Annotated in this window: 13 protein-coding genes; 11 read left to right on the top strand and 2 right to left on the bottom strand. The window is 54.0% G+C overall.

Going from position 1 to position 12,722, the window contains the following annotated elements; genetic code table 11:
* Nucleotides 1-83: 83 nt before the first annotated feature.
* On the bottom strand, nt 84-977 hold the full coding sequence (locus tag LHW45_08350) for a hypothetical protein (protein ID MCB5285582.1): 894 nt from the start codon (nt 975-977) through the stop codon (nt 84-86).
* Between the two features lie 40 nt (nt 978-1,017).
* On the opposite strand from LHW45_08350, the gene LHW45_08345 reads away from it, so the two are divergent.
* A complete protein-coding gene (locus tag LHW45_08345; protein MCB5285581.1) occupies nt 1,018-1,305 on the top strand; it encodes a hypothetical protein in 288 nt (95 codons plus the stop codon).
* A gap of 354 nt (nt 1,306-1,659) precedes the next feature.
* Here LHW45_08345 and LHW45_08340 read toward each other — a convergent pair whose 3' ends face one another.
* Nucleotides 1,660-3,963, bottom strand: coding sequence for an SBBP repeat-containing protein (locus tag LHW45_08340; protein ID MCB5285580.1), 2,304 nt, complete (start codon nt 3,961-3,963; stop codon nt 1,660-1,662).
* A gap of 358 nt (nt 3,964-4,321) precedes the next feature.
* Here LHW45_08340 and LHW45_08335 point away from each other — a divergent pair, with 358 nt between their 5' ends.
* The 10 genes from LHW45_08335 to LHW45_08290 all read left to right on the top strand — a co-directional run bounded on the left by LHW45_08335 (nt 4,322) and on the right by LHW45_08290 (nt 12,722).
* Nucleotides 4,322-6,376, top strand: a complete 2,055-nt coding sequence (locus tag LHW45_08335; GenBank protein ID MCB5285579.1) for an elongation factor G — start codon at nt 4,322-4,324, stop codon at nt 6,374-6,376.
* 149 nt (nt 6,377-6,525) lie between these two features.
* On the top strand, nt 6,526-7,275 hold the full coding sequence (locus tag LHW45_08330) for a YebC/PmpR family DNA-binding transcriptional regulator (GenBank protein MCB5285578.1): 750 nt from the start codon (nt 6,526-6,528) through the stop codon (nt 7,273-7,275).
* Nucleotides 7,275-7,754: a crossover junction endodeoxyribonuclease RuvC gene (ruvC, locus tag LHW45_08325; protein MCB5285577.1), complete on the top strand. Its 480-nt coding sequence runs from the start codon at nt 7,275-7,277 to the stop codon at nt 7,752-7,754. Before LHW45_08330 ends, ruvC begins: the two co-directional genes overlap by 1 nt.
* On the top strand, nt 7,751-8,356 hold the full coding sequence (gene ruvA / locus LHW45_08320) for a Holliday junction branch migration protein RuvA (protein MCB5285576.1): 606 nt from the start codon (nt 7,751-7,753) through the stop codon (nt 8,354-8,356). The genes ruvC and ruvA overlap by 4 nt, the downstream gene beginning before the upstream one ends.
* Nucleotides 8,357-9,670 (top strand): 16S rRNA (cytosine(967)-C(5))-methyltransferase RsmB, encoded by a 1,314-nt coding sequence (gene rsmB / locus LHW45_08315; GenBank protein MCB5285575.1) that lies wholly within the window; start codon nt 8,357-8,359, stop codon nt 9,668-9,670.
* A gap of 6 nt (nt 9,671-9,676) precedes the next feature.
* Nucleotides 9,677-10,273 (top strand): PASTA domain-containing protein, encoded by a 597-nt coding sequence (locus tag LHW45_08310; GenBank protein MCB5285574.1) that lies wholly within the window; start codon nt 9,677-9,679, stop codon nt 10,271-10,273.
* A gap of 5 nt (nt 10,274-10,278) precedes the next feature.
* Nucleotides 10,279-10,533, top strand: a complete 255-nt coding sequence (locus LHW45_08305; GenBank protein ID MCB5285573.1) for a DUF4911 domain-containing protein — start codon at nt 10,279-10,281, stop codon at nt 10,531-10,533.
* A complete protein-coding gene (locus tag LHW45_08300) occupies nt 10,530-11,480 on the top strand; it encodes an RnfABCDGE type electron transport complex subunit D (GenBank protein ID MCB5285572.1) in 951 nt (316 codons plus the stop codon). Before LHW45_08305 ends, LHW45_08300 begins: the two co-directional genes overlap by 4 nt.
* Nucleotides 11,470-12,132: an FMN-binding protein gene (locus LHW45_08295; protein MCB5285571.1), complete on the top strand. Its 663-nt coding sequence runs from the start codon at nt 11,470-11,472 to the stop codon at nt 12,130-12,132. Before LHW45_08300 ends, LHW45_08295 begins: the two co-directional genes overlap by 11 nt.
* Nucleotides 12,129-12,722: an NADH:ubiquinone reductase (Na(+)-transporting) subunit D gene (locus LHW45_08290; protein MCB5285570.1), complete on the top strand. Its 594-nt coding sequence runs from the start codon at nt 12,129-12,131 to the stop codon at nt 12,720-12,722. Before LHW45_08295 ends, LHW45_08290 begins: the two co-directional genes overlap by 4 nt.

The following is a 12,722-nucleotide window of genomic DNA, read 5'->3' as shown; positions in this document are numbered from 1 at the left end:
ATAGAGTGACAAAATATGAGCCTATCTATTTTGTCAAGAATTATTTGCAGATTTCAAAAACTACTTTTTGATCCTAAATGCTCTTACTTTTTAACCAGACCCTGAGGATTATGTGCAAAGGTCTTATTATGATATTGATGCATTATTTTTACCACTGCCATCCTGATCGCCTCATGCAAATCAGGATCGAATGACTTGCTGATAGGGTCGGTTGCTTGATTCTTCGTAAATTTCCAAAAATCAGATCGTTGCCAGTATGATTCCTTAACAGTTTCGTCGGTAACTAAAACTGGACGAGGTCTGATCTCAGATGCGTTCACCAGCATATTGAACCCTTCATAAGGTATTATGTTTATGTAACCTTTTCCATCTACTTTAAGCACTCCATTGAGATAGGGAGTGTAGAAATGGTATCGGTCATGCCGGCAGGGATACCCATCAATTTCGGGATCATATCCGGCTATGTGCTTCAACGCGGTTTGGTTCGTCAGGGTTCCAATTCTACCAAAGAACGCGGCTTTCAGCTGTGGTAGCTGTCCCGAGAAACAGTATCGGAAGCTTTGTATGAGTTCTTGTTGGTTTACTTCGTATACGACATTCTTCTTAACAAAGGATATCTTGCCATTGTTGTTGCGAAATCCCAGAGAATATAGAATTTCCCCAAGATTGTCTGGATTGGGGTTCTGGGTTAGTTGGTTGCAAATTTCTGTTTTTTGTTCAAGTGTTAAATCCAGCAGATCGGGAGTGAACCCGACCGCGATCATATTATCTTCTGACGTTTGGGATTTAGATTTAGACGCAACATCTACTTGCATCTCTTGGGTAGCTTCTGGCATATTTTCTCCTAAGATGGGATTATGTGCTGCTATCGCAGCGGTTGTAGTTCTCGTGGGTCCCGGAATGGTTGTTGGCATCGGAACACCGTTGATACTCTGTTCAGTATCCACGTTGGGCACTGAACTTTGACTATTGGGCATCTTGTCTCCTTTCGCTCCACTTGGGAGCCTGTTTTTTCTGATGTTTGATAAACACCTGTTTTGGATCTGTTTATGTTTTTTTGCTTTTGCTTTTTTAGTTTTATTGTTTATGTTCATATATGTGCTCGAAGTGTTTGGTGCCGATATTGCCAAGTTATATGGGCATGGCATCGGTTTCTCCGGTGCCCGCCAAAAAATTCTAAAATTTCCCATTATATATAATATAATGCAAATTCCGGAAAAAGCAAATTATTTTTTTGTTTGGAATGAAAATAGCACGCGCGCGAGACTGCAGAGCCTTCCTGATATGCCGTTTAATCGAGCTTAGAATAGCCTTGAAGGCCCGATCTATTTTTTTTAGTACCTTTGCAGCAGTTGACGATCACGCTGCTGTAAACTGCGTGTTTTAGCCAATGTTCCCTGGCTCCAACTGCCCAAGCTTGTTTATTGGTGCGCCTTTCAGATACTTACTGGTGCTCCTCGAACCATTTCGTCGCCCGGGCCTGGACCTTGCTTTGCTGCTTAGGCGACAGCTTTTGTTCGATTATGTCAATGTTACTTTGGGATACTTCGCTGCCATCGGTTGCGGTCAGCAAATACCAGAAATGTGCCCTTCCACATTCTTGAACACGCCCGGGCTATGGTTATAACAGAGCCCAAGGTTGTTTTGGGCACGGGTAGACTAATCTAACTCATTCAATAATGCTCGTACATCAGTTTCTGTCATACCAGGAGTTACATTCCTCCTAAGATATGCGTCCAATTCTGAAGGTGAAAGATCATCCCGATAGAATTTAACTGCAGTCACTCGATAGAACATGCGCTCAGCACCTAACCCTACATAAGAATGAGTGTAGTTGAGATTAGGTGTTAATGTCATCATAGTATATGACCCGAAGGGATCACTGGAGATGTATATGATGTAATAATCAGGTACAATCTCTTGATCGTGTGTATTCTGAGTAACTGCATCCCAGCTCAAATATGCATCGTTGCCACTAACGGTTATACTTAGATTTTGTGGAGCTTTAGGTAGAACGTGTAATCCAGTTCCATTAAGCGTTACACTTAGTATAGGAAGATTCGTGGAGTTGTTCACAATGAAAAGAGTATCCGTCATCGACCCCACTGCGTGAGGAGTGAAACGTACCATTATAGAATCCGTCTCACCAGGGCTGAGAACTATATCCCTAAAAGGATTAACAAACTCAAAATGCAGTGGTGTAGAGACAAAATGCGCATCACTGATATTGATATCCATTGTACCTGAATTGATTAACTCTACCTCTTGATAGGCTGATTGCTCTTCTACATATACTGAGCCGAAATTTACAGGTGAAGATGATATTAAATCTATGTAATAGATCTGGTCTAAAACTGATATGTAGTTTATCCTCACTTTTATTGAATTCAAATTCAATCCGTTTGTAACTGAAAGACTAATGCTGTAAGTACCTGCCACAAGATACGTGTGGATAGGATTTTGTGCAAAGGAAGTTCCTCCATCACCGAAATCCCAAAACCAATCAGTAATAGGTGCTCCGCCTGGTAAAGAAGAGTCTGTAAACTGAATGTCCAAGGGACTAATACCTTCGGTAACATCGGCAGTAAAGGAAGCTATAGGATCAGGGGGCGATAGCTTTGCGATGAATACATCTGCGTGTCCATTACTTACAAGGGATACCGTTCCGAAAGATGAACCAAACTCGAAAGAACCGACTAGGAAAACGCATCCATTTTCGTCAACAGTGATTCCTCTGCAATAATCCTGATTTATTCCTCCCGCTCGTATTGCCGTTAGCCAACTACCATTTGTATCCAGTTTCGCCACGAAGATATCATTAGATCCATTGCTCGATAGCGATGTGGTACCAAAGGTAGAACTTCCTTTAAAATTTCCGGTAAGATAAATGTTCGTATTTTCATCCACTGCTATGTCATAGCTAATATCACTATCTACTCCCCCTGCTTCTTGTGCCCAGACCCAGTTGCCGCTAGAATCAAGCTTGGCAATAAAGATATCATAATAACCAAAGGGTTGCAAAGTAATAGAGCCAAAGTAGGAATAAAAATCAAAGAGTCCTGTCAGATACACATTGCCATCAGCATCCAGGGCGATTCCGTAAGGGACATCAGTACTTGGTCCCCCAGCTCCTCTTACCATGAGCCAGTTACCATTTGTATCCAGTTTCGCCACGAAGATATCATTAGATCCATTGCTCGATAGCGATGTGGTACCAAAGTTAGCAGTTTCTAAAAAACCTCCTGTTATAAAGACATTTCCATCACTATCGACAGCCAAGTCACTAGGACTATCGTTTCCTACTCCTCCTGCTTTTTTTGCCCAAAGCCAATTACCGTTTGAATCCAATTTGGTTATGAAGATATCATAAGAGCCGTAGCTTGATAGGGATGTGGTTCCAAAGTTAGCATTTCCTTCAAAATACCCGGTTGAGTAGATATTTGCATTGATATCAACCGCGATACTCGCGCCATAATCGTTACCAGACCCCCCAGCCTTTTTTGCCCAGAGCCAATTGCCGCTTGCATCAAGTTTGGCTACAAATAAATCCTCATTTCCACTGGCAGTAATAGTATTTGAACCAAATGTTGCTGATCCACGAAAATATCCAGTCAGACATACATTGTCTTCTCCATCTACCGCAATCCCAATACCACCATCACCCAAAGAACCTCCAGCCTTTTTTGCCCAAAGCCAATTACCATTAGTATCTAGCTTTGCTACAAATATATCGGTATCACCACTACTGTTTAGCGTAGTAGGTCCAAAAGATGCAGTTCCTGAAAAAGTTCCAGATATATATAGATTGTCTTGGCTATCGCTTGCTATCGCATATCCATAATCACCGAAGCCATGACCTCCTCCAGCACTATTTGCCCATGACCATTCATACGCTTGTGCCGATAATCCAATAATGACTAAGAGCATTGCCGCACAGAGCATAAAACCTTTTAGACAAGTCATCCTTTCCTCCAGAATTTGTCTGAATTCTATGAAAAACAATAAATCGGATTTGATAAATGTGTCAAGCTAAATTTATCGAGGGAGAAATTCATCGAGACCTGAGTGACGCCCAGGCTTTCTCATATCATCAACTCAGACTGATTGCTAATAAATAATCCAACGCCAGCCTGCCCGAAAACAGCGTGTACGGACATCACCGCTTGGAATTGGCTCCCGCATCGGGAAAAGCCTCAGCGGAAAAAAGCGTTTGACAACTATGGCTGATGAAAAAATCTGACTTATTCTGGGCGGATGAAGTCCGCGAAAACGGCTAATAACTATTTTTATAAAGTAGATAGAATAGAGAAACGAGGACCAAATGAAAGAATACAAACTTTCCAAGCTGCGCAACCTCCTCCTGATGGGAGCGAGCGGCGCGGGCAAGACCACCCTGGCGGAACAGATCTTCCATCTGACCCACACCACCAGCCGCCTGGGCAAGATCGACGAAGGCAACACCGTGATGGACTTCGACGCCGAAGAAACGGCCAAAAAGATGTCCCTGAGCCTGAGCCTGGGCTGGCTGAACCACAAGGACCACAAGATCAACATCCTGGATACCCCGGGAACCCCCGATTTCATCGGTGACGCGATCGTGGCCATTCCGGCCGTGGAAAACGCGGTGTTGGTGGCGAACGCCGCCAGCGGCTTCGAAGTGGGCCTGGAACTGGCGATCGAGCAGCTCGAGCAGAGAAAGGTGGGCAAGATCGTGGTGGTGAACCGCATGGACAACGAACACGCGGATTTCTTCAAGACCCTGGAATCCATCCACGAAAATGCCGGCCTCAATCCGATCCCGGTGCATTTGCCCATCGGCAAGGAAAACACCTTTGAAGGCGTGGTGGACATCATCCGCCAGAAAGCCATCCGTCCCGCCGGCGAAGGCGAGATCCCGGCCGACATGCAGAGTGCCGTGGACGACGCCCGCCTGCACCTGATGGAAGCGGTGGCGGAGACCGACGAGGAACTGCTCAACACCTTTTTGGAAAACATGGAACTGAGCGACGCACAACTGCTCAAAGGCCTCAAACAGGCCGTGGCCAACGGCGACATCTGCCCGGCCTTCGCCTGTTCCGCCCACACCGGGGCCGGCGTTATGGCCTTGCTGGACGCGGTTTGCGACTACCTGCCCTCGCCCGAGGAAGCCAATCCCATCCAGGTGCTGAAAAACGGCGAGCCGGCCGAATTCACCGCCACCGCCGACGGCGAGCTGCTGGGCTATGTGTTCAAGCTCTACGCCGATCCGAACATGGGCGACTATGCCTATGTGCGCATTTTCTCCGGCACCCTCAAAGCCGGCATGGAATTTTACATCCCTGAAAAGGACGCCAAAGACAAAGCCGGCAACATGTATTACATGCTGGGCAAAAACCGCAGCGACACCCAGGAGATCAGAGCGGGCGAGATCGGAGCGATGGTGAAGCTGAAAAACGCCAAAGCCCTCAATACAATCGTGGCCCTGGGCAGCGATATGAGCCTGCCGGTGCCGGAACTTCCCACCGCCACCTACTGGCAGATGATCCGCGCCGCCAACCAGAGCGACGAAGACAAGATCGGCAGCAGCCTGCAGCGCGTGATCGCGGAAGACCCCACCATCAGGTTCGACCTGAACCTGGAAACCCACGAAAACGTGATCTCCGGCATGGGCGAACAGCAACTGCAGTTGGTGCTCAGAAAGCTGAAAAACCGCTACAAAGTGGATGCCATGATGAAGGAACCGCGCATTCCCTATAAAGAGACCATCACCGCGGGCGCGGAATCGCAATACCGCCACAAAAAGCAATCCGGCGGCCGCGGCCAGTACGGCGAAGTCTATTTCCGCATCAAACCCACCGAACGCGGCGAAGGCTTTCAATTCATCAACGCCATCGTGGGCGGCGTGATCCCCTCGAACTTCGTTCCCGCCATCGAAAAAGGCCTGGTGGAAACCATGGACAAAGGCGTGGTGGCCGGATATCAGGTGGTGGACGTGAGCGTGGAAGTCTATTACGGCAGCTATCACGATGTGGACAGCTCGGAAATGGCCTTCAAGATCGCCTCTTCGATGGCGCTGAAGGAAGGCTTCAAGAAATGCCGCCCCATCCTGCTGGAACCCATCCACGAGCTCACCATCATCGTTCCCAGCGAATACATGGGCGACGTGATGGGCGACATCAACACCCGGCGCGGACGCATCATGGGCATGGAACAGCGCGGCAAGAAACAGTATCTGAACGCGCAGATGCCCGTGGCCGAGATGTACTTTTACTATCCCGCCCTCAAGTCCTTCACCCAGGGCAGGGGACGCTTCACCCAAAAATTCTCGCACTACGAAAAGGTTCCTGACGACATAGCGGCCAAAGTGATCGCCGCCTGGCAGGATTCCGAAGCATAAAATCCCTGCTGTCACAGCAGGCTTCAGATTCCGGGGAAGGTTGATCACACAGCCTTCCCCTTTTTTACTGCTTGACATTTTTCTGCCCCGGCCTGAGACTGGTTTGGACGGATCAATTGATGTAATTCAATAAAGATAAAGAGGTTTGTATGTCCGGACACAACAAGTGGAGTTCGATCAAACACAAAAAAGGCGCGGCCGACGCCAAACGCGGCCAGCTTTTCACCCGCATCGTCAAAGAGATCATCCTGGCCGCCAAAAACGGCGGCGGTGACTCCGAAATGAATCCCCGCCTGCGCACGGCCATTCTCACCGCCAAAGCGGCCAACATGCCCCGGGAAAACATCGAACGCGCCATCAAGCGCGGCACGGGCGAGATCGAAGGCGCCGCCTACGAAGAGATCGTCTACGAAGGCTACGGGCACAACGGCATCGGCATTGTGGTGGAAGTGATGACCGACAACAAGAACCGCACCGTGGCCGATCTGCGCCACACTTTTTCCAAATACGGCGGCAACCTGGCGGAAAGCGGGGCCGTGGCCTGGAACTTTGACCAGAAAGGCTATTTCAACGTTCCCTCGGCCGGCCTCGATGAAGACGAATTTATGCTGCAGGCCCTGGAAGCCGGCGCGGAGGACATCGAGCTAAACGGGGAATATTTTGACATCTACACCGCCCCCGGCGAATTCCACACCGTGCTGGCGGAATTTGAGAAACTGGGCCTGCCGGTGGAAAACGCCGAACTGACCAGGGTTCCCAAAACCACCATCAACGCGGATGACATCGCGCCCAAGCTCTTCAAGCTGATCGAAATGCTGGAGGACCTGGACGACGTGCAGAAGGTCTATGCCAATTTTGAGGTTTCCGACTCCGTGATGGAAGCCCTCAGCCAGGAATAGTGATCATCCTTGGGATCGACCCCGGCAGCCGCTTTTGCGGCTATGGCCTGCTGGAGATCGAAGGCCGGCGGATCATCGGGGCCGGTTGCGACGTGGTGAACCTGATCAAGGAAAAAGACCTGCCCACCCGGCTGGACATGCTCTACACGGCCCTGGACAAGGTTCTGGCCGAATACAAGCCGGAGGTGGCGGCGGTGGAAAGCATGTTTTTCCACAAGCACATCCGCAGCGTGTTCACCCTCGGCCACGCCCGCGGGGTGATCCTGCTAACGCTGGCCCGCCACGGGGTGCAAATCTTCGAATACACCCCCCGCGAAGTGAAAAAAGCGGTGGTGGGAAATGGCAACGCCTCCAAACAGCAGGTGCGCTTCATGGTGAGCCAGCTGCTGAAACTGAAGGCACCGCCGGTCCAGGACGACGCCTACGACGCGCTGGGCCTGGCGCTCTGCCACCATCACAGGATCAAATATCAAACATGATCGACCACATTATCGGCACCCTCATCCACAAAAGCCCGGTGAACGCGGTGGTGGAAACCGCCATGGGCCTGGCTTTTGAACTGCTGATCCCCATCAGCACCTTTGAAACCCTGCCGGCCGCGGGGCAACCCTGCAAACTCTTCACCCATCTGCACGTGGCGCAGGACGACGTGCGCCTCTTCGGGTTCGCCACGCCCGCCGAACGCGAGCTCTACCAACAGCTGAACCGCATCTCCGGGGTGGGACCCAAAAGCGCGCTGTCGATCATCTCCACTTTACCCATACCCACTTTCGTGAAAGCCATCGAGCGTGAGGAAAGCGCCATGCTCACCAAGGTGCCAGGCATAGGCCTGAAAAGCGCGCAAAGGCTGATCATCGAGCTGAAGGGCAAGCTGCGGCACCTGATGGATTTCGCCGAACCCGGCCAGCTGGGCGTGGAGGAAAACAAGGTCACAGAGGTGGAAAACGCCTTGCAGACCCTGGGTTTCAGCCCCAAAGACGTGCGCCGCGAACTGAGCCTGATGGGCGAAGAAGCGCAGGCCCAGCCCACCGAACAGCTGATCAAGGAAGTGATCCGCCGCCTTTACCAGAGAAGCCGCTAAATGGTTCGCAAAGAAGCCTATCAGACCATCCTGAGAGTTTTCAAGGACAGGGAGTTCTCGGACACCCTGCTGCGTCAGCGCGCCAAGCGGCTGAAGAACGACCACGCGAACGTGGCCCTCTTTTACAGCATGGTGAAGGGCGTGATCAAGCTGCGCGGAAAGCTGGACTACATCCTGGCCCAGCACGCCGACGCGGCCAGATTCGCCGCCACCGACATCAAGATCAAGGCCTGGCTATATCTGGGCCTCTACCAGCTGATGTATCTGGATTCCATCCCCGCCCACGCGGCCATCAACGAGACCGTGGAACTGGCCAAGGAAAACCTGGGCGACAAGGTGGGGGATTTCGTGAACGCCATGCTGCGTGCCTGGCAGCGAAACCCGGAGGTGGTCTGGCCCACCGACCCCATCCCGCGCATCGCCAGCGAACACTCCTACCCGCCGGAGCTGATCGAACGCTGGATCACCCTTTGGGGCGAGGAAGACACCGAATACCTGGCCATCTGGTACAATGAGAATCCCAAGCTGCACCTGCGGGTGAACGGCACCGCCACCACCCGGGAGAAGCTGATCCAATACTTCGCCAAACGCGAGATCCGGGTGACCCCCTCCCCGGTGGGGAAGATGACCCTGCTCACCGATGAGGCGGACGCGGTGCTGGACGACGTGGCTTTTTCCGAAGGCTATTTTTCCATCCAGGACACCTCCTCCGCGCTGATCGTGGAACTGCTGGACCCCAAACCGGAGGAGAACATTCTGGACCTCTTCGCCGCGCCCGGCGGGAAATGCTCTTACATCGCCGAGATCCTGAACAACAGCGGCGAAGTGGTGGCCGTGGACAAGATCCCCAACAAGATGAAACTGCTGAAGCAGGCGGCGGACAGGCTGCAGCTGAACAACATCAAACTGATAGTTTCCGACGCCTTCCGCTACGGACCGGTGGCCCCGGCTTACGACCGGGTGCTGGTGGACGCCCCCTGTTCCGGCTGGGGAGTGTTCGGGCGCAAGGCGGACCTGCGCTGGCAGGCGCATCAGAACATCGAGGAACTGGTGAAGCTGCAGGAACGGGCTCTGGACCTGGGAGCCAGTTTTGTGCGCCCGGAAGGGATCATGGTCTATTCCACCTGCACCATGAATCCGGACGAAAACGAGCGCCAGATCGAGAAATTCCTTGCCAGGAATCCGCGCTTTACATTGATTGACGCCGTGGAAAAGCTTCCCCGGGACCTTTGCCCGGGAGGGATGTTCCGCAGCCTGCCGTTCCGCCATAACATGGACGGGGCTTTCGCCGCCAAAATGATCAAAACGAGGTAACACACCGTGGCCAGCGAGAAAAGCAAAAAGTTTTGGCTGACAGCTGGGATCGGGGCCGGGATAATCTTTCTCAGCGCCTTCATCACCAGCCAGATCATCTTTCCCATCATCTTCCGCGCTCCGCAGCAGATCGAGGTGCCAGACCTCGTGGGCAAGAGCTCGGCGGCCGCGAGGCAGACCCTTAGCGAACTGGGCCTGCACGCCGTGGTCAAGGATTCCATCTGGTCGGAAACCGAGCGGGTGGACACAGTTTTGGAACAAAACCCCATGGGAGGCGAGCTGATCACGCCGGAAGGGACCGTTTACCTGCGCGTGAGCCGCGGCTCCCGCAAGGTGGGGGTGCCCTCGGTGGTGGGGCTCAGCTACCAGGAAGCCTACTACACCCTGGTTAGCGCCGGGCTAAAGGGCCAGGTGGCGGATTCCCTCTATTCAGACAGCTATGCCCCCAACACGGTGATCCGCTGCACTCCGGGGGTGGGATCCAAGATCGAACAGGGTTCGGTGGTGCGCATGTACATGAGCCGGGGGCCGGAGCCGGTGGTTGCCGAAGAGGCCATCGCCGACACCACTCTGCTGGACAACACGCCTTTCGAAGACTGGTGACGCCCGTGAACGGTGAGCTGAGCGCGCCCACGTTCCTGCGGCTGGACATTCCGCCCAAGCGGCAGCAGCTGTTCGGCTTTCTGCTGGAAGCGGTGGAAGGGCTGGCCACGCACACCCGGGCGCGGGATTCCGAACAGCTGGAGATCTGGCTCACGCGAGGGCAGGAGCAGGATTTTCAAACCTTCATGCGGATCTGGGACGCTTTCCAGTCCGGGCTCCGCGCGGAGCCAAACATCAAAGCTCAGGAGTGTGGGAAGTGAAGCTTCAAACCCTGATCCTCAAACAGCCGGTGATGAACCGGGTGCTCTACTCGCTGGTCCCGCTGCTGCTCTTTTCCGTATTCATCTACGGCTGGCGGTGCGTTGCTGTTGTGCTGGTCTCGAACCTGGCCGCCTTCGGCACGGAATATCTGTTCATCCGCCATAAAAAAGGTGGAAAGGTCTCCATGGCCGTGTTTGTGACCGGCAGCCTGCTGGCCCTGACGCTGCCGCCCACCATCCCGCTCTGGATGGCCGCTTTGGGCAGCGTGGTGGCCGTGGCCTTCGGCAAGATGGTGTTTGGCGGCTTTGGCGCCAACCTCTTCAATCCGGCCATCCTGGGCCGCACCTTCGTCTATGTGTCCTTTCCCCAGCAGATGACGGTGGCTTGGGTGAAGCCGTTCCTGGCGGCGGATTGGCCCGGCGGATTCGCCCGCTGGAGCGCCGGCAGCGCCATGCAAACCGGCGCCACCATCCTGGGCCAGTCGCGCGCGGGGCAGGCGATCACCACCACCTGGCAGAATACTTGGCTGGGTTTCGAGGCCGGCTCGCTGGGGGAAACCTCCGCCCTGCTGATCATCCTGGCGGGGATATATCTGTTGGCCACGAAGAGCGCCAAATGGATCCCGATGCTGGCCACCCTCGGCGGCATCCTGCTGTTCAGCCTCATGTTCTATCCCGGGCAAAATCCCCTCTTCCTGCTGGGCGCCGGCGGAGCGCTGTTCGGCATCGTGTTCATGGTCACCGATCCCATCTCGCAGCCCAAAACGAACCCCGCCCTCTGGATCTATGGCGGCCTCACCGGCTTCCTCACCGTTTTCATCCGGCGCTACTCCCTGTTTGCCGAGGGCTTCATGTTCGCCCTGCTGATCACCAATTCCCTGATGCCGATCATCGAGCACGGGCTGAAAGCCCTGACCTCAAAGAAGGCGGTGGCCCATGGCAAATGAGACCAGCTTTCGGGACAGGCCGGTTTACCCGGTGCTGTTCATCCTGCTTCTGAGCGTTGTCTTCGTGGGCATCCTGGCCCTGATGTTCCGCAGCAACGAGCCCCGCATCGACAGGCAAAGGCGCGAGGCCTATGAAAAGGCCGTTCTGGCGCTCTGCGCGGACAGCCTGGCCAGCCTCAGCGGGTCCAGCGCGGCCCAGATCATGGCCGCCTATCCGGGCAGTTTCACGCAATATCTGGGCAGGGAAGAGGGCTTCGCCCGCCCCGCCTTCGCCGCGAAAGTGGACGGGAAGCTGATCGCCTATGTCTTCGACATCACGGGGAAAGGCCTCTGGGGAACCATGCGGGCCCTGGCGGCCACCACTCCGGACCTGCAGACCCTGCTGGGGATCAACGTTTACGAACAGGTGGAAACCCCGGGCCTGGGCGGACGCATCGAGGAAGAGTGGTTCACCTCCCAGTTTGAACGCAAGCGGGTGCTGGAAGCCGGCGGCGCGGTGGAGCTGGAACTGGTGCCGGAAGGCCAGGCGGAACTCGGGCCCGCGCAGATCCGCCAGATCACCGGGGCCACCATCACCAGCAAGGCCGTTACCGACATGCTGGGCAGTGAACTGTCCCGCGTGGCCGGATCCCTCAGGGAGGAAAGCAAATGACGCGCAAAGAGATATTTGTAACCAGCGCTTTCAGGGAAAACTCCGTCTGGAAGCAGATATTGGGCATCTGTTCGTCGCTGGCGGTAACCAATCTGATGCTGAACAGCCTGATCATGGGGATCGGGGTGATCTTCGCGCTGGCGCTTTCCAGCCTCACAGTTTCGCTGATCCGCGAATACACCCCCCGCAGCGTGCGCATGATCGCCCAGACCCTGATCATGGCAGCCTACGTGATCATGGTGGACATCCTCCTCAAAGCTTTTCTGCCTGAGATCAGCAAACAGCTGGGGCCCTACGTCGGCCTGATCATCACCAACTGCATCCTGATGGGGCGGTTGGAAGCCTTCGCCTCCAAAAACCCGCCCCTGGATTCGGTGGTGGACGGCATCGGGGCCGGCATCGGCTACACCCTGGTGCTGCTGGCGCTCTCGTTCGTGCGGGAGCTTTTCGGCTTCGGCACCCTGTTCGGGATGAGGATCTTTGGCTCCTGGTGGACGAACTGGAGCATCATGGTGATGGCTCCCAGCGCCTTCTTCCTGCTGGCGCTGCTGATCTGGATCGTGAACACCAAATACTACAAGGCGGGTTAA

The organism is Candidatus Cloacimonadota bacterium, assembly GCA_020532085.1.
In the GTDB taxonomy this organism is placed as follows: domain Bacteria; phylum Cloacimonadota; class Cloacimonadia; order Cloacimonadales; family Cloacimonadaceae; genus Syntrophosphaera.
The sequence above is the reverse complement of the archived record's forward strand: the minus strand, read 5'-3'. Positions and strand labels throughout refer to the sequence as shown.